This window comes from Archangium lansingense (assembly GCF_026626635.1).
In the GTDB taxonomy this organism is placed as follows: Bacteria; Myxococcota; Myxococcia; order Myxococcales; family Myxococcaceae; genus Archangium; species Archangium lansingense.
In genome coordinates this window covers 4,763,196-4,782,076 of sequence record NZ_JAPNKA010000001.1, presented here as the reverse complement: position 1 = coordinate 4,782,076, position 18,881 = coordinate 4,763,196, and the positions used below count along the sequence as shown (strand labels likewise).

The following is an 18,881-nucleotide window of genomic DNA, read 5'->3' as shown; positions in this document are numbered from 1 at the left end:
TCGCGAGTTGTCGCGGACAACGGGATTGCGGGCCACCGTGCTTGCGCTCTGCGTCAGCCTCCTGGGGGCCGCGGGCTCCCTCTTTGTATTCCCTCCCGAGTCCAATTCCGTCCTCTGGCTGCCCGGGGGGGTGAGCCTCGCGGTGCTGGTGCGCGCCCACCACCGCCGCTGGCCGGCCTACCTGGTGGCCACCTTCCTGGCCCACGTCGCCCTCGAAATCATCCGCGGCACGCCGCCCGGGGTGAACTTCGTCTGGGCCCTGGGCAACACCACGAGCGCCCTGCTCGGAGCGCACCTGATGCGCCGCTGGCAGGGGGACTCCACCTTGTCATTCACCCGGACCCGCGACGTCGCGGTGCTCGTGCTCGCCGGGGGACTGATCAGCCCCCTGCCCAGTGCCACGCTCGGCGCCGCAGGAATTGCCTCCTGGCGCGCCGGGGCCGTCTCCTTCGGGCAGGAATGGCTGTACTGGTACCTGGCTGACGTGCTCGGGGCGCTGCTCGTCACCCCGCTGTTGCTGACCTGGTCCGCGAAGGAGGGTCACTTCTCCGCCCTGCACCGCCCCCTGGAGCTGGCGGTGACCTGTGGACTGCTGGCCATCTCCGCTCACTTCATCTTCGGCCCTGGAGTGCCCGGCCTCCTGCGGCTCTCCCAGCCCTACGCCTGCTTCCCCTTCCTCCTGTGGGCCGCGCTCCGGCTGGGGCCCCGCGGCGCGACGACGGCCTCGCTGGTCGTGGCCGCCCTGGCCATGTGGCACACCACCGCGGGGAGTGGACCGTTCGCCTCCGACCCCGCCCCCATCCACGTGAGGATGTTCTCGGTCCAGTCCTTCCTGGTGGTGGTGGAGCTGTCCGCGCTCACCCTGGCCTCGCTGGTGTGTGAGCGCCGGCACGCCGAGCACACCCAGCGCCTGTTGGCCCAAGTGGGAACGGTACTCGCCGAGTCCCTGGACTATCGCGTCACCCTGCCGCGCATCGCCCACCTGATCGTCCCCGATGTCGCCAGCGTTTTCGCCCTCTGGTTGGAGGGCGAGGACGGGCACTGGGAGCTGGCAGCCCAGGCGGGCCTCGCTCCAGAGCAGGAAGCACAGCTGGCCACGCAGCTACGTCAGCAGTCCGCCCCCCTCCTCTGCCAGAGAGACATGCGGACGCGCGTCGCTGTGCTCGTACGGCTGCTGCACCGGGAGCGCGTCCAGGGAGGGCTCGTGCTGATGCGCCCCGGGCGCCGCCTGCCGGATGCTCGCGAGCTGGCCTTCGTCGAGGACCTCGCCCACCGCTGTGCCCTCGCGCTGGAGAACGCGCGCCTCTTCCAGGAAGCAAACGAGGCCGTCCACGTTCGCGACGAGTTCCTCGCCGTCGCGGCCCACGAGCTGCGCACCCCGCTCACCTCCCTCAAGCTGCACCTGCAGAGCCTGCTCCGATTGCTGGCCCGGCTCGCCAATGCCACGGACGCCCTCGCCCGGCTGCACCTGGTGGCCCGGCAGGTCAACCGCCTGTCGGAGCTGGTGGAGCGGCTGCTCGACGTAGGCCGCATCAACACCGGGCGGCTCCGGCTGGAGCGGGAGGCGGTGGATCTCTCCGAGTTGATCCTCCGGAAGACGGAGGGACTCTCGGAGGAGTTCTCGCGCTCCCGCTGCGAGCTGTCGGTGCGGCTCCACTCGCGCATCACTGGCTGGTGGGATCGGAACAGGCTGGAGCAGGCCCTCTCCATCCTGCTGGCCAACGCCATGAAGTTCGGCACCGGCCACCCTATCGAGCTCGAGGTCACCGATGCGGGCGAACGGGCCCTCATCACCGTGACGGACCACGGCATCGGCATGACGCCGGAGGCGTTGGAGCGCATCTTCGGCCGCTTCGAGCGGGCGGTGTCCTCACGGGAGTACGGCGGCCTGGGGCTGGGGCTGTTCATCGCCCGGGAGATTGCCGAGGCCCATGGTGGGAGCCTCCGGGTCGCGAGCACGCCCGGAAACGGGGCCTCCTTCACCCTGGAGATTCCGTCCTCCCACATCCCGGAGATGCTCCACGAGACGCCCCTCCCCGCCCCACATTGAACCCGCTGAAAGCCCCCTTCGAGCCCCAGCCCGCCTCCTCGCAAGGCTACCTGCCACCTCCTGAGGGTGTTCCCCCTCCCCATTGGCCCACCAGCCTGCTTTTCTGTTACGACAGGCGCGAACCTTCCCCACCCTGGTTCGCGTCCCCCCGCGTACCGGGAGTGTGAGGAGACTGCACGATGACGCTGCGTACGCTGGGCCTGACGGTTCTCGGTGCCGTGGGACTCTCCGGTCTGACGGCCTGCAAGAAGGACGAGCCCGCCCCCGCCCCCGCCGCTGCCCAGGCACCCGCCGCGCCCACCATCAAGGCCGCGCCCCTGCCCGCCGACACGCCCCTGCCCCAGGAGCCCCAGGAAGAGGCCGCCGAAGCGCCCAAGGGTGGTGGCACCGTCCGCGGACTCGTCACCTTCAAGGGCACGCCCCCCGCCCCCAACCCCATCATCCCGGGCACGGATCCCAACTGCGACGGCATGGAGCTGGTGGATCAGCCCGTGCTCGTAACGAACGGCAAGCTGGCCAACGTGCTGGTGCGCGTGCAGGGCAATGTGCCCGGCCAGCCCACGACCCCGCCGAGCTCCATGGTGGTGGTGGACCAGAACCGCTGCATGTACAAGCCGCGCGTGCAGGGCGCCGTCATCAACCAGCCGCTGGTGCTGATGAACAGCGACAGCACGCTGCACAACGTGCGGGGCGTGTCCGGGGGCAAGCAGCTCTTCAACGTCACTCAGCCGCCCTTGAAGACGAAGGAGGCCCAGCCTCCGAAGGAGGCGGACGTCATCCGCCTCAAGTGCGACATCCACCCGTGGATGACCGCGTTCGTGGTGATGAGCCCGCACCCGTACTTCGCCACCTCCGGCGAGGACGGCGCCTTCTCCATCCAGGGCCTGCCGCCGGGGACGTACACCCTCGAGGCCTGGCACGAGACGCTCGGCACGAAGACGGCCCAGGTGACGGTGCAGGAGGGCCAGGAGACCACGGCCTCCTTCGAGTTCATCGCCGCGAAGTAGTGCTCGCGGCTCGCACGAGCCCCGGGCGCGGACAGCACCCGGAGCCCGCGGCGGGGACTACTTCTTCTTGATGGTCAGCTTCGCCTCGGTGGCCTTGCTGCCACCCTCGGCCTTGATGGTGACCGCGCCAGCCTTCACGGCCGTCACGTTACCGGCCGCGTCCACCGTGGCGATCTTCTCGTTGCTGGTGGTGAAGGTGAAGGACACGCCCTTGATGGCGGCGCCGTCGGCACCCTTGGCCACCACCGCGAGCGGCGCGCTCTCGCCCACCTTCAGCGTGGCCGGCACCGTCTCGAAGGCCACCGCGTCCACCTCGGGCAGCTTCACGGTGACCTCGAACTCCTGCGTCAGCTTGCCGGACGTCGCCGTCACCTTCGCGGTGCCCACGGCCTTGGCCACCAGCCGGTTGCCCTCCACCTGCACCACGTTGGCGTCGGCGGCGGAGAACTCCAGCTTCGCATCCTTCACCGGACGGCCGGCGTCATCCTGAACCTCGGCCTCGACCGTCGCGTCCGAGTCCAGGCCCGTCAGCGTGAAGGGCGCGCCCTTGATGAGGATCGCCGAGGGGATGATCACCTCCACCGGGGCCGAGGCGCTCACCTCACCCGAGGTGACGGAGATGTTGGCCGAGCCGCTCTTCACCGCCGTCACCTTGCCGGTGGCGTCTACGGTGGCGACCTTGTCGTTGGTGGAGGCAAATGCGATCTCCGCCTTCTCCACCGGCTTGCCGTCCGCGGTGAGCGCCTGCGCCGAGAGCGACACAGCCTGGCCCGCCTCGGACAGCTCCACCTTCGCCGGCTTCACCTCGATCCGCTCCACCTTCGCGCACGCGGACGCCAGCAGGACAACGGACGCGGCCATCAGCGGATTGAACAGACTCTTCATGATGAATGTGCCTCCCACTCGCCCTGGGCGAGCGATTGATGTTGGATTCAGCTGAGGAACTTGGTGTTCCAAGGACCCGGGTGGTAAAACCCGTTTCGCCACAGCAATCCGTGTTCCATTTCAGACACCCTCTGGAAGGCACGAGGAGCTGTGGAGAAAAGGGACAACTCACTCCGCGCGTTGCCCTTTTTCTCCACAGGTGCCCGGAACGGCCGGAATCCGGATACGGTGGGCCGCGCCAGCATCGAGCACCATGGACCGCGACATCCGAGCCGCCGAGACACACACCAGGTACGAGCCCCCGAGGGACACACGGTGAAGGGGATGTGGCTTCCGTTCCTCCTGGTAGGCCTCACAGCGTGGGCGATTCCTCCGGGTGTGCCCCTGTGCGAGCGGCCCCATTCCGTGGCACCGGTGCAGGAGCAGCCCTTCCCCGAGGAGGTGCAGCAGGCCCTGGACGCGCTGGTGCGCGCGGAGCTCGCTCGGGAGCCGCACGCAGGCCTCGCGGTGGGCGTGCTGCAAGGAGGACAACGCTGGGTGGGTGCCTACGGGCTGAGGGACGTGGAGCGAGGCCTGCCGACAACGCCACGCACCACCTGGCGCATGGCCTCCATCACCAAGTCCTTCACCGCGGTGGCCGTGCTGCAGCTCGTGGAGCAGGGCCGCATCGATCTCGACGCCGACATCCACACCCTGGTGCCCGCCTGGCCGGAGAAGCGCTGGCCGGTGACGGTGCGGCAACTGCTCGGACACCTGGGAGGCGTGACGAACTACGGCCGCTTCGGACCGAGCCACGACAGCGGACTGGTCGACACCGCGGGCGCGCTCGCCCTCGTCTCGGGCTACGAGCTGGAAGCCGAGCCCGGCACTCGCTTCATCTACAGCACCTGGGCCTACAACCTGCTTGGTGCCGCCATCGAGGCCGTGTCGGGACAGAGCTACGGCAAGTACCTCCATGAGCACGTCTTCGGCCCCGCTGGCATGGTGCACGCGGCGTTGGACGATCGCCGCACGCGCGACGAGCACCACGCAGCGGGCTACCGGATTCGAGACGGACAGCGAGTGGCCTCCAAGGTCATCGACGTGTCCGGCCGCTTCGCCGGAGGTGGCACCCGCGCGTCCATCGAGGATCTGCTGGGCTTCGGCGAGGCGCTGCTCGACTACCGGCTGGTGTCGCGAACCAGCACGGGGTGGATGCAGACGCCGATGAGCACCCGAGACGGACGGCTCACGGACTACGGCATGGGCTTCGCGACCTGGCCGCTCCGAGGCCATTACCTGGTGGCCCACTCGGGAGCGCAGCCAGAGACGTCGACGCTGCTTCTGCTGCTGCCCGGAGAGGACGTGGCCATCGCCCTGGCGAGCAACGTGGAGGGGCAGGCCGCCTCTCTGAAGCGCATCGCCTACGGCATCATCGAACTGCTGCTCGAGGGAGAGGAGCCCCGGCTGCTCGCGCGCCGCCAGGGGCCGGTGGACGCGTTGGTGTACGAGGGAATCAACCGGGTCTTCGGCTACGGGCTCGCCTACCACCAGTGGGCCACGCACGGGCCGGGGAAACTGCCCGGGACGAGCGAGCTTCCGGAATCCTTCGAACAGGTGGCGCGGCTGCTCGACCGGAGCACCATCGAGCGAGCCCCGGATGCGGCACGCGAGCGCATCCTCGCCGCCCACGAGCCGCGGGCGGATTGGCTGCTCGTCCGGGTGGGGGCGCACATGGCGCGGACACTGGAGGAAGCGCTGGGAAGCGAGCGGCTGCGGAGCTATCCCGCGCGAGGCCCGCTCGCCTTCTTCAACGACTACCTGGCCGTCTGCGCGTCGAAGAGCTGCCCCGACCCGTTCCGCTTCAACGAGGCGCTGCGCACGGACCTGCGCCGGCTCACGGGGGAGAACATCGAGCCCTCGCGGCACTGAGAGGGTTTGAACTGGAGCGGGCGCCCGGTCAACAAGAACTCTTCGTTAGCGAGGGTCCAAGGAGACCGGCAAAATGACGACCAGGCAGTACCAAGGAGGCGTATCATCTGGACCGAGGCGCCCTGGTCAATCCCCTCGCATCAAGTTCGCCCCACCACGACGTGCATTGGTTCTCGAGGCCGAAAATGAAAGCCCACGAACTACTCGCTGCACTTGGAACAAAATTTGGAACCGACTCCCATCTTGAGCTGGCAAATAAACTCGGCATCACTGCCAATACGCTGAACAACTGGAAGAAAACGCGCAAGCGCCTGACGCCTGTCCAATTGGCTCGCCTCCTCATCAAGGCACAGGGGGCAGCGGTCCAGCACGCCCAGCACCACACCATCAAGCCCATCGTCGAGCACTTCAAACTCCAGTGCGCCGCCTCAGCGAGGAACTCCCGATACGAAATCTTTCGTGCTGGAGATTCGACCTACTTGAAAGGGCTCCGGAAGGAGTTGGACTCAACCTATGGGATATACATCTTCTACGACTCGGGCGGGCGCGCGCTCTATGCAGGGAAAGCCAGAAGGCAGACCCTATGGAAGGAGATAAACAACGCCTTCAATCGCGAGCGCGGAACACAGATGTTCTTCCGGGTCAAACATCCCAGTCGAAATCAGACCTTCAAGCCCCAACATAAGCAACATCGACAACCATGCCAGCAGCACCTCTACCTGCACGAACTGGCCGTATACTTCAGCGCATATGGCATTGATGACGGTATGATCGGAGACTTGGAAGCCCTCCTCGTGCGTGGCTTCGCCAATGACTTGCTGAACAGCCGAATGGAAACATTCGCCCATACGCGCTACTAGGAGCTTGTCGGAGAATCGCCGAAAAACGACTCCTACATACCAACCATAGCGGTGTGTTTGAGTCGCACTACCCCTCATGTAGTGGGTAGCCGAGGTATTCCGACAGGCTCCTAGGAGCGTGTCGGCGAATCGGCCAGAGGTACGGTAGCGCGTAGCGGGAGCGATATGGCGCCCCAGGTGCGGATGCCGTGGAGCCGCGACCGCCGTGCGGCGACCTGCTCCGCTACGCCGCCTGCGCGGCCAGGCTGGGCAGTTCCCACCCCAGCTTCCACAACTTCTTCAGGTTGTGGACGGCACACGCCAGCGAGAATTCCCCTTGCACCTTGGTGAGGCCCCTCAGCGAGAAGCGTGGCAGGACTGTGTTCTTCACCTGCCCGATGACAGGCTCGGCTGTCACCTTGCGCCGCGCGTACGCCTTGCGTCCCCGCTTCGTCAAAATCTTGCGCTTCATTCGCTCCTTGAAGCTCAGTCCCGCCGGCGGGCGTCCTCGAGGAGCTGGCGGCGCTTCCTCTCCGTGCTTGCCGCGCCCGGTGGCCACAAAGCACTCCACCCCCTTGTCCTCCACCTTCTCAATGTCCTCCTGGCTCAGGTAGCCCGTGTCCGCACTCAGCTCCTTGGGCACCAGTCCCGTGTTGGCTTCCACCTGCTCCACCATGGGGGCCAGCTGGCGTGCATCACTGGTGCTCTGCCCCACTTCCTGGGCCACTATCAGTTGCGTGTCCGCGTCCGCTGCCACCTGTGCGTTGTAGGACTGCTGGAAGGCGCCTGCCCGCGGCATTATTCTCGATTCCGGGTCGGTGAAATTGCGCTGCGCCTTCTCGGAGGGCTTCGCCTCCTCCGGGTTTTCACCCCTGGCCCCAGCCTTCTCCCTGGCCTCCTTCTCCAAGTCCTCCTTGGCCTCGCGAATCTTCTCCCGGCGCTTCTCCTTCTCCACCGCCAGCTCGAGCTTCTTCTCCGCCTCCAGCTCACGCGCGGCCTGCCGCAGCCGCTCGGCGCGCTTCTCTGGATTCTTCAGCTCCTCGGGCAGCTCATCCCCGCGTCGCCCCTTGCCGTAGCGCCTGTCCTCCTCCGCATCCAGCGCCGCGGCCTCCGCAAGCAGCCTGTCTATCTGCTCGTCCAGCTTCTTCATGGACTCCTCCATTCGTCCGTAGCTCATCGCCTTGTGCTTGCTGGCGTTGGCCTTCCATTTCGAGCCATCCACCGCCAGGTGCCCCAGCTTCTTGAGCCCCGAGCCGCGCGCCAGCCTCAGCGTGTCCACGAAGAGCGCTCGGAAGGCTTCCAGGTGCCTCACCCTGAAGGTGCACACCGTGTCGTGGTCCGGCCTCTCTCCTCCCGTCAGGTAGCGGAAGGCGATGTCCGTCTCGCACCTCCTCTCAATCTCCCGGCTGCTCGTAATGCCTCGCGCGTACGCGTACATGAGCAGCAACGTCATCATCACCGGGTGGTAGGGCGGCTGACCGCACTCCTGGGTGTACGCCTTCAGAATGGCGCTGAAGTCGAGCGTCTTGCGCAGCTCGACGAAGAAGCACGCCAGGTGCCCCTCTCCCAGCACTTCCCTCGCGTACTGCGGTAGCAACTGGCCCTGCTCCGGCTGCCACTCCCGGAACGGTCTCGGCGAGGCGTAGCGGGCGGAGCTCTTCGTCTCCTCCCGCTCCGGCTTCTCGCTGGTTGCTACTTCCAACAGGGCGGCCTGCTCCGGCTTCTTCCTCGAGGTGGTGCTCACCCTCCACCTTCAACCAGAACTCGCCTCCCCTCTGAAGGACCACCTGGGGCGTCACTCCTCTTCCCCACCCTCCAAGGTGGGGTTTTCCGACACGCTCCTAGCATCACCCGGTCACTTCCCCAGGGCATTGCGCAACTCCGAGGGACAATCCTTCTCGGAGGACGCCTGAAGCTTGCTCGCTCCCTCGCCCCCCAAGTCCCCTACCCCAGCCACCAGAAGATCCGCCGATTCCGCACGAGAATCTGCTCTGACGCCGGGATGAGCCCGCTCGTATTCGTTCTTCATGCGAGGACGGACATGAGAACGGATTCGGAGCGGAAGGACGTGGTGATCATCGGGGGCGGCCCGGCGGGCTTGAGCGCGGCGCTGATGCTCGGGCGCGCCCGCAAGAAGGTGCTCCTCTGCGACGGGGGCTCTCCCCGGAATAGCGCGGCGGAGGGCATCCACGGCTTCGTCACCCGCGACGGGATCCCACCGAAGGAGTTCCGGCGGATCGCCCATGAAGAGCTTCAACCCTACGGTGTTGAGATCCTCACCGACACGCGTGTCACCGCTGTGGAGCGCCTCGACACAGGCTTCCAGGTCGTGCTCGCGGGCGGGCGCACGGTAGAGAGCCGCCGCGTACTGCTCGCCACGGGCATGGTCGATGAACCGCCAGACCTGCCCGGCTACCGAGACCTGTGGGGCACGAGTATCTTCCAGTGCCCGTATTGCCATGGCTGGGAGGTACGAGACCGGCCCTTCGGGCTGCTCGTGACGAACGAGCATCTCCTCGACTTCGCCGCGTTCCTCACCGGCTGGAGCCGGGACGTGGTGGCCTTCACCCATGGCGCCGTCAATGTGTCCGCCGAGCAGCGCCAGCGTCTCGAGCGCGCCGGGGTACGCCTCGAGACCCAGAAGATCCGCCGGCTCATTCCCGGCGCCAAGAACGGGGACCATCGAGCCCACCTCGAGGCCGTGGAGTTGGAGGACGGAACGCGGGTGGCGCGCGACGTGCTCTTCGCCCATCCACCGCAGCGCCAGACGGAGCTGGTGCAGCGGCTCGGCGTCGCGCTCGACGAGCAGGGCTTCGTTCGCATCAATGAGCACCTGGAGACTTCCATTCCAGGAGTCCACGCGGCGGGCGATCTCACCACCCGCATCCAGGGCGCGAGCATGGCCGCCGCGGCGGGGACGATGGCCGCGGCCATGATGAACCATGCCCTCAACATGGAGAACGCGGGCGCTGGAGTGCATCCAAGAGGTTGAGCCCGGACCATGTCTGCCGCTACGAAGGGGATGATGACGAGGACGAAGACCCCGCACGAAACGACGCGGCATTCATGGCCTCACGAGGAGTTCGTACGGCACCGCATCCCGGTCTGGGCGGGGCGCTACGGCCGCCACGGTCCCGGCCATGAGAAAACCATCGTCCATTCATATGCCGTCATCATCCTCGTGACGCGTGGCCAGTCGAGGGTGCGGCACACCGGCGAGCTGGTGCTGCGCGCGGGAGACGTCCACCTCATTCCTCCGGGGGACCCGCACGGAGGGGTGCACTTCGATGACATGGAGGGATGGGCGCTCGCGATCCACCCGGAGGCCTTTCCCCCCGAAGACCCGAGCTGGGGCAGTCACGAGGGACTCCGGCTGGGTCCCTTGCTGCGAATCCGCAGCGGGTGCCACCCGGTCCTCCACGCGAATGCCGTCCAACAGCAGCGCCTGGAACAGTGGATGCAGCTGCTCGAGTCCGAGCTCACCAGCAACGAGCGGTCCCGCGACGAGGCCGTGGCCGCCCTGCTCCGGCTGGTGCTGATCGAGCTGGAGCGGATGGTCAGTCCCGAGACCACGCCGGACTCTCCAGGCCTGGGCCTGGCGCGGCGGGCGCTCACCTACATCGAGACGAAAGCCCTCGAGCCAGTGTCCCTGACGGAGGTGGCGCAAGCCGTCGGGCGGTCCGCAACCCACGTGGCCAGCGTGGTCCGCAAGGAGACAGGCCGCACGGTGGGTCAGTGGATTCTCGAGTACCGCATGGCCGAGGCCCGGCGGAGGCTCCGAGGGACGGACGAGCGGGTGGACATCATCGCCGAGCGCGTGGGCTACGCGGACGTGACGCACTTCATCCGGCTCTTCCGGCGTGCCCACGGCCTCACGCCCGCCGCATGGAGACGCAAGCTCAGTACGGAACACCCGCCTGCCGTGCGGTCTTCAAAGCCTGCGCGTACCACTCCAGCTCCGAAGCGAACCGATTGAACCGCTTGAGGTACGCCGCATCCGCTGGCACGCCTGCGTCGTCAAACGCGGCCTGCACCTTGGGGATGGGGAAGCTGCTGGGGATGCTCGCCATCCCGAGCTCGGCCAGCGTGTCGCGAAGATGCGAGGCCGCGCGAACGCCGCCAAAGCTGCCGCCGGAGTAGGAGACGATCGCCGAGGGGCGGAAGAAATACTCCTCCAGAAAATGGTCGAGCAGGTTCACCAGGGCGGGCGGAGGGGTGTGGTTGTACTCGGCGGTGACGATGACGAAGCCATCGGCCGCCCGGTACAGGGTCGCCAGGCGCTCGAGTTGCTCCGGTGCCGTCCCCTTGGCGTACTCCTTGTACATGCGATCGAGCAGCGGGAGCTTGTACTCCAGCGGATCCACCAGCGTGACGTTGTGGCCCCGCTCCGTGAGTTGCCGCTGCACGAACCTCGCGGCCTTGATGCCCTGTCGGTCGGAACGAACCGAACCGAAGAGGATGACGAGGTTCAAAGCCATAAGAGCGCTCCTGATCCACTTCAGGCCCTGATCGGCCCTGCCTACAACCTGCGCACCCTCATGCGAAGTGAGAGCAGGTATCACGGCCAGGGGCAGCCGGGCCTGGGAGCGCTCGCACCAGACCCTGCTGTGCACCCCGCCTCGGACGGCTTACGGCTTGTGAGCGGCCTTCGCGAAGGAGTCGAAGGCGGAGATGACCTCGGGCGGAGCCTGCACCAGCTCGATGAGCACGCCTTCGCCCCCGAGCGGGAACTGCTCGTTGCCCTTGGGGTGGATGAACGTCACATCGAAGCCGGCCGCGCCCTTGCGGATGCCACCCGGAGCGAAGCGCACGCCCTGGCCCTCGAGCCAGGTCACCGCCGCGCGCAGGTCATCCACCCAGAGGCCCAGGTGGTTGAGCGCGGGGTCATGCACGCGCGGCTTCCCGTTCGGGTCCACCGGCTGCATCAGGTCCACCTCCACGCGGAACGGCCCGGCTCCGGCCACGACGATGTCCTCGTCGACGTTCTCGCGCTCGCTGCGGTAGGTGCCATGAGGCTCGAGGCCCAGCACGTCCACCCAGAGCTTGCGCAGGGGCGCCTTGTCCGGTCCGCCGATGGCCACCTGCTGCAGGCCCAGGATGCGAAAGGGTCGTGTCGTCATGGCCACGCACCGTTGCAGAGGGCGAGGCCGCGGACAAGGGCCCGCCGCCGCAGCCTCAGAAGCCCGGCGGCACCCGGCCATGTAGACACGTGATGGTGTTGGGTACGCGAGGCCCCGACCACAGCGCGTGCCGCATCCCCGAGCGTTCCTTCGGCGGCACGCCCTCCTCCACCGGCCACTGCGGCTCCTCGCCAGGACCCAGCGAGTGCAGCCCGCTCTGCCAGGGACCGATGACGTAGGTGTGCCCCGCGGCGCGGCAACCGAAGAAGCGCGTCCAGGCCTTCGCGAAGGCATGACCCCGAGCCGTCCCGAACGTCTCGCAGGTACGGAACCACCAGAGCGCACTACCCCCGGACACGAGGCGCTCGCGCAGCTCCACCAGACGTGCGTGCCAGGGATGGCCCGGCGCAAGCGCCCGTACATCCATCGGCACCCGGTCGATGAGCACACACCCCCAGTTGCCGTGGCCCCAGAACTGGATCTCCGCGACGGGCTGCTCTCTCGAGCGGGCAAGCAACCAATCGAGCGCCTCGGGCCAGCTCGCCACGCCCTTCCAGTCATCAAGCCGGCCGAGCGCTCGGTACAGCACGCCGCCCACCCGCCACGAGGCGGTGAGGCCCGGAAGGCCCCAGCGCCCGCCGCAGGTGCGGTCATACACCATCAATCTCAGACCCGCGGTTCGCTCGGCCATGACGCATCCTCTCCGTACTAGGAGCCTGTCGGAATACCTCGGCTACCCACTACATGAGGGGTAGTGCGACTCAAACACACCGCTATGGTTGGTATGTAGGAGTCGTTTTTCGGCGATTCTCCGACAAGCTCCTAGAATGCCACGCTGCGGCATCCACGGCCCAGCAGCCCCTCGGAGGAGTGAGCGCATGCACCAGAACCAGAGTCTCTACGAGCAGCTCGGCGGCGAAGAGATGGTCTCGAAGACGGTCACCATCTTCTACCAGAAGGTGCTGGCGGACTCCCTCCTGAGGCCTTTCTTCGAGAACATGAACATGTCCCGCCTGGAGTCCATGCAGAGGGCCTTCCTGGTCACCGCCTTTGGTGGCCCCAACGCGTACAGCGGCCGGGACATGCGCCGCGCCCATACGCGACTGGTGGCGCGGGGAATGAGCGATGCCCACTTCGACGCCGTGCTCACCCACCTGGACGACACCCTGACAGAGCTCAATGTGGCCAAGCCGCTCAGGGACTGGGCCCGGGCCCTCACGGACAGTCTGCGCAAAGACATCCTCGGCCGCTGAGCCGGTGGGGCCTGCGCCAAGGGCTGTCAGTGGGCCTTGTTAGGGTCCCGGCCACCATGACCACCCCCACGCTTCCACGCCCCGCGGCCTTGGCCGCCCTGCTCTGCTGTGCCCTCTTCGCCGGTGCCGCCGGCGCCCAGGGTGCCCCCACCGGTGCCGCCCCAAAGGACAAGCCCCCCAAGGCGAAGGCCGCGCCCCAGATGGATTTCGAGAAGCACTACCTCGTCATCCTGCGCCGCGGCCCCTCGTGGACGCCCGAGGTGACGCCCGAGGCGGAGCGCATCCAGTCGGAGCACATCGCGCACCTCACTCGCATGGCGGAGACCGGCAAGCTGGTCATCGCCGGGCCCTTCGGAGAGCAGCAGGATCCAACGTTCCGGGGCATGTGCCTCTACAAGACCGGGACGCTGGAGGAGGCCCGGAAGCTCGCCGAGGAGGATCCCGCCGTGAAGACCGGGCGCCTCAAGGTGGAGGTCATGGCCTGGTACACGGAGAAGGGCTACATGGCCTTCCCCAAGGCAAAGCCCGTGAAGTAGGGCCCCTCTGATGAATATCTCCGGGGATGGAACGTCCTGCTCATCCCCGGACCAGCTCCCGAAGGAGGCCTCCCGCATGCGCGCCCTGCTGATGACCCTGACCCTCTCGTGCTGCCTGCTCCCGTCTCCCGGTGAAGCGGCCACGCTGCGCTGCGGCAGCGCACTCGCCTCGGACGGCGCCTCCAAGTCCGATGTCCTCACGAAGTGCGGCGAGCCCATGAGCAAGGACACTCGCACCGAGACCGTGTCGGAGAAGACGAAACAGAAGGGCCAGGAGACCGACACCACTCAGGAGCGGATCGTCTCCAAGACGATCGAGGAGTGGACGTACAACTTCGGTCCCCGCCACTTCATGCAGGTGGTGGTGTTCGAGAATGGCCGGCTCGTGGACGTGAGGAGCGCCGGCTACGGGCGGTAGTCTCAGCCCGACAGGGCCACCGTCCGGAAGAGGAACTGGTTCCCCCCCACCGCCGAGGCCAGGAAGCGCCCCACGTCGCTTCGGGGGATGGTGTTGTGGTGGATCTCCCCCGTGGTCGAGGCCAGGACGTCTCCACCATGGGGCCGCCCATAGGTGAGCCCCACGGGCTGGACGATGATCCAATCGAGGCCGCTGTTGCGCACCAGCTGCTCCTGACGCTCCTTGTCGGCGATCTGCTCCTTGAGCAGCAGCCGATAGGCCAGCTTGAAGGGCCAGGGCAGGACGGCACGCGTCTCCCCCACCCCGTAGGCAGACACCACCACGAGCCTGCGCACTCCCAATCGGTGCATGGCCTGGATGATGTTGCGGGTGCCCTCGGAGCAGATGTTGGTGGGAGTGCGCGAGCGGTGGAGCAACCGCACCTTCAGCGGGTTGTCATTCACCCCGAGCGCCACCACCACTGCGTCCTGTCCGGACATCGCGCGCTCGACCTCCTCGGGGTTCAGCGCATCCCCCGCAACCCGGTGCAGCCGCTCCGAGCGGATGCCGAGCTGATCTGCATGCCGTGAGAACGCTGTCACCTCGTGCGCACCGTCCAGCAGCTCCCGCACCGTGGCCTGACCCGTTCCACCTGTCGCACCGAAGACGATGACCTTCATGGCCCACCTCGTGCCGTACCCGTAGGGATGGCGGGCGCCCCGAGCAACCCGGGACGCCCGCTGGGACCGACTTCGAGGAGGCGAGCGACCGTCAGCCGGAGCTAGCCGCCCAGCGCGCCGTTGATGAGCGGCGCGAGGATGTCCATGCCCGGATCCTCATCGTTGAAGCCGTTGGGCGGCTCGTAGATGCGGATGCGCTGGTTGTCGTTGATGAAGCGGCTGAGGAAGACGTCCATCGGCACGAACTCGCTGTTGCACTTCCAGCTCTGCCACGGCTCGGAGACGTACTCGTACCACTTCTTCTTCTCCATCCGCTCGCACGCGTGCGAGCCGACGAAGGTGATGATGGTGCTGCAGTGGCTGACGTTGAGCGGCCGGCTGTGCGGGATGAAGTAGCTGAAGTTGTTGTAGAGCTTCAGCTCGTTGACGAGCCGGTCCTGGTCCTGCTTCCAGTAGCTGAGGATCGACTCCTGATCGTTGGGCGTGTGGAAGCGCTCGTAGGAGAAGCGCGAGTAGTTGTAGTCCCGCGTATAGGCCGTGTAGGCGAGCTGATCATTGGGGAACTCCGTGGCCACCATGCGGTTGATGGTGCCCATGTTGTTCCGGTCGAAGGAGGCCGGGAGCAGGCCGAGCACCGAGTCGAGGTTCCACGACTGGCGGATCTTGGTGTGCAGGGCGCGCGAGCGGTCATTGACGTTGGCCGCCAGGTAGATGGGGCCGGAGTCATTCAGGTAATAGCCACGCGCCGGGTTGATGGCGCGGCGGATGAAGTAGTAGCCGGCCGCGGTGGCGGTGCCGCCCGCGCTGAAGCCGGTGACGAGTAGCTTGTTGACGCTCGGGAACTGCGTCTTCGCGTAGTTGGCCGCGGCGAGCGTGTTGGTATATCCCGAGTGGTGCCAGGAGAGCGGCGGCTGCTGCCCCGTCGCATCCGTGTAGGTGACGACGTTGTTGCCCACGTGCACGTCACCCGTGCAGTACGGCAGGTAGACGATGTTCCAGTCCTTGGTGACCAGGTCCTTGCGGCTGCGGAACGGCAGGCCCGGATCCGCCCCGTTCACGATCGGCGAGACGTACTTCGCCGTGAACTGCTGCATGTAGTCGTCCGTGAGGCCGTTCGGGTTGGCCGCACCCAGCACGCCCGCACGTCCGCTACAGGTGTCGTAGTCCCAGCACGCACCGCCACCTTCGAGCATGAACAGCACGTTCTTCGAGCCCGTGTCGCTGCGGTGGACGAAGAACTTGTACTGAGAGCCGTTGCCACACTTCGTCCCCGGCAGCTCCACCTTCTGCCAGCTGTAGGTGTTCCCTCCGTCCACGAGGACATCGACAATTCCGGAGACAAGGACCTCAGCCTGAGCGGTGGCTGGCGGAACGGCGGCGACGGCGAGAAGACCCAACAAGAGATGGTTTCTCATCTCAACTCCTCCCATGATTGGTTTGTGATGGGACGCACAGTACTAGCACAATCCGTGAAATCGTTGTATCTCCGGACGAAGCCGTAAACTCCTACTTTACAAGATTGTGACAAACACGCAGGCCGGGGTATCTCGACAGATATGGGTGTGAATCCTCGAGCGAAGATTCTGCCGTGGCTGGCCGCGGTCGTACTGGTGGCCGCGGTGCTTGTTGTCGTCGTCCTCCTCCGCGGCAGTCCGTCCACGGATGACGCATCAGGACAAAAACCGCAGGCCGCGACGCCCCAACGGAGCACACCCGCTCCAGCGCCCGAGCCTCGAACGGCCTCCGCTCCGCCGGCCCTCGCCGCCGAACCGCTGCCCGAGCCCATCGCCGAGGCCGCACCCAGCGAGGCACCCACCAAGCATCCGGTGGATTTGGAGAAGCTGCGCGAGCTCCTGCCCAACAACCTCTACTGGGAGATGGGCGTGCCGACGAAGGATCCAGAGGTCCTGCGCAAGCGCGAGGAGGAAGGGCGGCGCTGGAACGAGCTCTACGGCAAGGTGCAGTCGAACACGGCCACCGAGCAGGAGATTCACCAGTACTACGAGCACCGGCGCAAGGTGTCGGAGGACTCCATCGCGTTCGCGACGATGGTGCTCGAGCAGTACGGCACTCAGCTTCCGGAGCAGGAGCAGGGCCTGTACGCGCTGAGCATCCGGATGCACCGCACCCGCCTTGAGGAGATGCCCCGGCAGCTCGAAGACGCCCTCGCGCGCAAGAACACGCAGGATCAGCGCCGCGAGCAGTGGCGCGGGAGCGGGGGCGGCAACTGAGCAGCGGGCCCGCCCGTTCTGTCGCTCTGCGTGCAACCAGCCCCCGAGGACCCCTTCCCGCCAGCCACACGCGCCCTCACCCTGTAGGGCAACCATGGATCTCTCCGCTCTGTCTGATTCCGACAAGCGGCGCTGGCTCGTGCTCGCGGGCCTGGTCGCCGTCCCCGTCTATGTCCTCCCCGTTGGCCTCTTTGGCCTGCGAGCGCTCTGGCCGAGGACGCTGCGCGACGCCGCCTCGGGGGCCATCGCGCTGGGCATGGTGTCCCTGCTCGGCCTGAGCCTGCGAGGGCTCGTCCGGGTGAAGGCCAGCCCGCCAGGCGAGCGCTGGAAGCTGCCCTTCCGCGTGCCCATCATGCCCGAGGAGTTCGCCGCCTCGGCGGCCTCGGGCCACTGAGTCGTTGGATCTCCAGTCATCACGCCCTGCGTCATCGAGGAACAAATGTCCTCGGTGATGCACTCCGTCAGACGCACGCCGTCACGGCCGAGTGAATGCTCCTCGCACAAGAGGCCTGCGCGGCAAGTGGCACCCGCTTGGGGTATAGGTTCGCGTGCCCTTGGGCGGGAGGCGGTTCGTGTCACTCAGTGTCTTCGATATGTTCACCATCGGCATCGGGCCCTCGAGCTCGCATACGGTGGGGCCGATGCGTGCGGCGCGGCAGTTCGTGGAGAGTCTCGCGAAGGCAGCGGGAGGGTTCGACACCGTCGAGTCCGTCAAGGCCGAGCTGTTCGGCTCACTCGGCCACACCGGCAAGGGCCACGGCAGCGACATCGCGGTCCTGCTTGGGCTGGAGGGCGAGCGCCCCGAGGAGGTCGACTGTGATGCCGTGCCAGGGCGCATCTCGGGCATCACCGAGACGGGGAAGCTGAAGCTGCTCGGCCAGCACAGCGTGAAGTTCCGTCCCTCCGAGGACATCGTCTTCCACAAGCGGCAGTCGCTGCCGCGCCATCCCAACGGCATGCGCTTCACGGCGGTGCTCGCCGGGCAGAGCGAGCCCTTCAGCCGCACCTACTACTCGGTGGGCGGCGGCTTCGTCGTCAACGACGACGGCAGCCCGGCGCACGGCGTGAGCGCGAAGGACACGCGCATCCCCTACCCCTTCAAGACGGGCGCGGAGCTGCTCGCGCTCTGCCATCAGCACGGGCTGAGCATCAGCACGCTGATGCTGGAGAACGAGAAGGCGCTGCGGACGGAGACGCAGGTGCGCACGGGGCTGCTGCGCATCTGGGATGTGATGCAGGCGTGCGTGAAGCGCGGCTGCGAGCGCGAGGGCATCCTCCCGGGCGGGCTGAAGGTGAAGCGGCGCGCGGCGGCCATCTACCGCAAGCTCAAGGGAGACATGCGCGGCAACGCGGACCCGCTGCTGGCGATGGACTGGGTGAACCTCTACGCGCTCGCGGTGAACGAGGAGAACGCGGCCCAGGGGCGCGTGGTGACGGCGCCCACCAACGGCGCGGCCGGCATCATCCCCGCGGTGCTGCACTACTACCGGCGCTTCGTGCCGGGCGCGGATGACGAGGGCGCCATCCGCTTCCTGCTCACCGCCGGGGCCATTGGCATGCTCTACAAGCTCAACGCCTCCATCTCCGGCGCGGAAGTGGGCTGCCAGGGTGAGGTGGGCGTGGCCTGCTCCATGGCGGCCGCGGCCCTCACCGAGGTGATGGGCGGCACGCCGGAGCAGGTGGAGAACGCGGCGGAGATCGGCATGGAGCACAACCTGGGCCTCACGTGTGATCCGATCGGCGGGCTCGTGCAGGTGCCGTGCATCGAGCGCAACGCCATGGGCTCCATCAAGGCCATCAACGCCGCGCGGCTCGCGCTGCAGGGCGACGGCAAGCACAAGGTGTCACTCGACAAGGTCATCGCGACGATGCGCCAGACGGGCGCGGACATGATGACCAAGTACAAGGAGACCGCGCGCGGCGGCCTCGCGGTGAACATCATCGAGTGCTGAAGCGACTCTGAGGCGCCTTG

At 67.0% G+C, this 18,881-nt stretch carries 19 protein-coding genes; 12 read left to right on the top strand and 7 right to left on the bottom strand.

Features of this window, described 5'->3' with window-relative positions; genetic code table 11:
• The first annotated feature begins 37 nt into the window (after window positions 1-37).
• Entirely contained in the window at window positions 38-2,050 is a 2,013-nt protein-coding gene (locus tag OV287_RS19595) for a sensor histidine kinase (RefSeq protein WP_267535561.1), read from the top strand.
• Window positions 2,051-2,229: 179 nt separating this feature from the next.
• Window positions 2,230-3,057 carry a carboxypeptidase regulatory-like domain-containing protein gene (locus tag OV287_RS19590; protein ID WP_267535560.1) on the top strand — a complete coding sequence of 276 codons (828 nt, stop codon included), beginning with the start codon at window positions 2,230-2,232 and terminating at the stop codon, window positions 3,055-3,057.
• Window positions 3,058-3,114: 57 nt separating this feature from the next.
• Here the strand turns inward: OV287_RS19590 and OV287_RS19585 are convergent, their stop codons facing one another.
• Window positions 3,115-3,942, bottom strand: coding sequence for an Ig-like domain-containing protein (locus OV287_RS19585; protein WP_267535559.1), 828 nt, complete (start codon window positions 3,940-3,942; stop codon window positions 3,115-3,117).
• 324 nt (window positions 3,943-4,266) lie between these two features.
• On the opposite strand from OV287_RS19585, the gene OV287_RS19580 reads away from it, so the two are divergent.
• Window positions 4,267-5,853: a serine hydrolase domain-containing protein gene (locus tag OV287_RS19580; RefSeq protein ID WP_267535558.1), complete on the top strand. Its 1,587-nt coding sequence runs from the start codon at window positions 4,267-4,269 to the stop codon at window positions 5,851-5,853.
• A 185-nt stretch (window positions 5,854-6,038) separates the two neighbouring features.
• Window positions 6,039-6,713: a GIY-YIG nuclease family protein gene (locus OV287_RS19575; RefSeq protein WP_267535557.1), complete on the top strand. Its 675-nt coding sequence runs from the start codon at window positions 6,039-6,041 to the stop codon at window positions 6,711-6,713.
• Window positions 6,714-6,936: 223 nt separating this feature from the next.
• Here OV287_RS19575 and OV287_RS19570 read toward each other — a convergent pair whose 3' ends face one another.
• A complete protein-coding gene (locus OV287_RS19570) occupies window positions 6,937-8,436 on the bottom strand; it encodes an IS1182 family transposase (RefSeq protein WP_267535556.1) in 1,500 nt (499 codons plus the stop codon).
• Between the two features lie 297 nt (window positions 8,437-8,733).
• Here OV287_RS19570 and OV287_RS19565 point away from each other — a divergent pair, with 297 nt between their 5' ends.
• Complete coding sequence (locus OV287_RS19565; protein ID WP_267535555.1) at window positions 8,734-9,684, top strand: NAD(P)/FAD-dependent oxidoreductase; 951 nt, start codon at window positions 8,734-8,736, stop codon at window positions 9,682-9,684.
• A gap of 189 nt (window positions 9,685-9,873) precedes the next feature.
• Window positions 9,874-10,668 carry a helix-turn-helix transcriptional regulator gene (locus tag OV287_RS19560; protein ID WP_373371835.1) on the top strand — a complete coding sequence of 265 codons (795 nt, stop codon included), beginning with the start codon at window positions 9,874-9,876 and terminating at the stop codon, window positions 10,666-10,668.
• On the opposite strand, the gene OV287_RS19555 is transcribed toward OV287_RS19560, so the two are convergent.
• The 3 genes from OV287_RS19555 to OV287_RS19545 all read right to left on the bottom strand — a co-directional run bounded on the left by OV287_RS19555 (window position 10,592) and on the right by OV287_RS19545 (window position 12,503).
• Complete coding sequence (locus tag OV287_RS19555; protein WP_267535554.1) at window positions 10,592-11,170, bottom strand: NADPH-dependent FMN reductase; 579 nt, start codon at window positions 11,168-11,170, stop codon at window positions 10,592-10,594. The genes OV287_RS19560 and OV287_RS19555 overlap by 77 nt on opposite strands.
• A gap of 150 nt (window positions 11,171-11,320) precedes the next feature.
• Window positions 11,321-11,812: a VOC family protein gene (locus OV287_RS19550; protein ID WP_043403386.1), complete on the bottom strand. Its 492-nt coding sequence runs from the start codon at window positions 11,810-11,812 to the stop codon at window positions 11,321-11,323.
• 55 nt (window positions 11,813-11,867) lie between these two features.
• The gene (locus OV287_RS19545) at window positions 11,868-12,503 is read right to left on the bottom strand and encodes a hypothetical protein (protein ID WP_267535553.1); all 636 of its coding nucleotides are present in this window, start codon (window positions 12,501-12,503) and stop codon (window positions 11,868-11,870) included.
• A 187-nt stretch (window positions 12,504-12,690) separates the two neighbouring features.
• Here OV287_RS19545 and OV287_RS19540 point away from each other — a divergent pair, with 187 nt between their 5' ends.
• The 3 genes from OV287_RS19540 to OV287_RS19530 all read left to right on the top strand — a co-directional run bounded on the left by OV287_RS19540 (window position 12,691) and on the right by OV287_RS19530 (window position 14,019).
• Window positions 12,691-13,065 (top strand): group I truncated hemoglobin, encoded by a 375-nt coding sequence (locus OV287_RS19540; protein WP_267535552.1) that lies wholly within the window; start codon window positions 12,691-12,693, stop codon window positions 13,063-13,065.
• 56 nt (window positions 13,066-13,121) lie between these two features.
• Entirely contained in the window at window positions 13,122-13,601 is a 480-nt protein-coding gene (locus OV287_RS19535) for a YciI family protein (protein WP_267535551.1), read from the top strand.
• 76 nt (window positions 13,602-13,677) lie between these two features.
• Complete coding sequence (locus OV287_RS19530) at window positions 13,678-14,019, top strand: DUF2845 domain-containing protein (RefSeq protein WP_267535550.1); 342 nt, start codon at window positions 13,678-13,680, stop codon at window positions 14,017-14,019.
• Between the two features lie 2 nt (window positions 14,020-14,021).
• On the opposite strand, the gene OV287_RS19525 is transcribed toward OV287_RS19530, so the two are convergent.
• Entirely contained in the window at window positions 14,022-14,678 is a 657-nt protein-coding gene (locus OV287_RS19525) for an NAD(P)-dependent oxidoreductase (protein ID WP_267535549.1), read from the bottom strand.
• Window positions 14,679-14,779: 101 nt separating this feature from the next.
• Window positions 14,780-16,093: a pectin acetylesterase-family hydrolase gene (locus tag OV287_RS19520; protein WP_267535548.1), complete on the bottom strand. Its 1,314-nt coding sequence runs from the start codon at window positions 16,091-16,093 to the stop codon at window positions 14,780-14,782.
• 141 nt (window positions 16,094-16,234) lie between these two features.
• Here OV287_RS19520 and OV287_RS19515 point away from each other — a divergent pair, with 141 nt between their 5' ends.
• The 3 genes from OV287_RS19515 to OV287_RS19505 all read left to right on the top strand — a co-directional run bounded on the left by OV287_RS19515 (window position 16,235) and on the right by OV287_RS19505 (window position 18,861).
• Complete coding sequence (locus OV287_RS19515; protein ID WP_373371834.1) at window positions 16,235-16,909, top strand: hypothetical protein; 675 nt, start codon at window positions 16,235-16,237, stop codon at window positions 16,907-16,909.
• Window positions 16,910-17,003: 94 nt separating this feature from the next.
• A complete protein-coding gene (locus OV287_RS19510; RefSeq protein WP_267535546.1) occupies window positions 17,004-17,303 on the top strand; it encodes a hypothetical protein in 300 nt (99 codons plus the stop codon).
• 178 nt (window positions 17,304-17,481) lie between these two features.
• Window positions 17,482-18,861: an L-serine ammonia-lyase gene (locus OV287_RS19505; RefSeq protein ID WP_308809635.1), complete on the top strand. Its 1,380-nt coding sequence runs from the start codon at window positions 17,482-17,484 to the stop codon at window positions 18,859-18,861.
• Window positions 18,862-18,881 lie beyond the last annotated feature (20 nt).

Coding starts and splice junctions, on each gene's coding strand:
- OV287_RS19575 (WP_267535557.1), top strand. CDS start 6,039: ATGAAAGCCCACGAACTACTCGCTGCACTTGGAACAAAATTTGGAACC.
- OV287_RS19580 (WP_267535558.1), top strand. CDS start 4,267: ATGTGGCTTCCGTTCCTCCTGGTAGGCCTCACAGCGTGGGCGATTCCT.
- OV287_RS19565 (WP_267535555.1), top strand. CDS start 8,734: ATGAGAACGGATTCGGAGCGGAAGGACGTGGTGATCATCGGGGGCGGC.
- OV287_RS19540 (WP_267535552.1), top strand. CDS start 12,691: ATGCACCAGAACCAGAGTCTCTACGAGCAGCTCGGCGGCGAAGAGATG.
- OV287_RS19520 (WP_267535548.1), bottom strand. CDS start 16,093: ATGAGAAACCATCTCTTGTTGGGTCTTCTCGCCGTCGCCGCCGTTCCG.
- OV287_RS19555 (WP_267535554.1), bottom strand. CDS start 11,170: ATGGCTTTGAACCTCGTCATCCTCTTCGGTTCGGTTCGTTCCGACCGA.
- OV287_RS19530 (WP_267535550.1), top strand. CDS start 13,678: ATGCGCGCCCTGCTGATGACCCTGACCCTCTCGTGCTGCCTGCTCCCG.
- OV287_RS19585 (WP_267535559.1), bottom strand. CDS start 3,942: ATGAAGAGTCTGTTCAATCCGCTGATGGCCGCGTCCGTTGTCCTGCTG.
- OV287_RS19525 (WP_267535549.1), bottom strand. CDS start 14,678: ATGAAGGTCATCGTCTTCGGTGCGACAGGTGGAACGGGTCAGGCCACG.
- OV287_RS19550 (WP_043403386.1), bottom strand. CDS start 11,812: ATGACGACACGACCCTTTCGCATCCTGGGCCTGCAGCAGGTGGCCATC.
- OV287_RS19515 (WP_373371834.1), top strand. CDS start 16,235: ATGGGTGTGAATCCTCGAGCGAAGATTCTGCCGTGGCTGGCCGCGGTC.
- OV287_RS19545 (WP_267535553.1), bottom strand. CDS start 12,503: ATGGCCGAGCGAACCGCGGGTCTGAGATTGATGGTGTATGACCGCACC.
- OV287_RS19535 (WP_267535551.1), top strand. CDS start 13,122: ATGACCACCCCCACGCTTCCACGCCCCGCGGCCTTGGCCGCCCTGCTC.
- OV287_RS19510 (WP_267535546.1), top strand. CDS start 17,004: ATGGATCTCTCCGCTCTGTCTGATTCCGACAAGCGGCGCTGGCTCGTG.
- OV287_RS19590 (WP_267535560.1), top strand. CDS start 2,230: ATGACGCTGCGTACGCTGGGCCTGACGGTTCTCGGTGCCGTGGGACTC.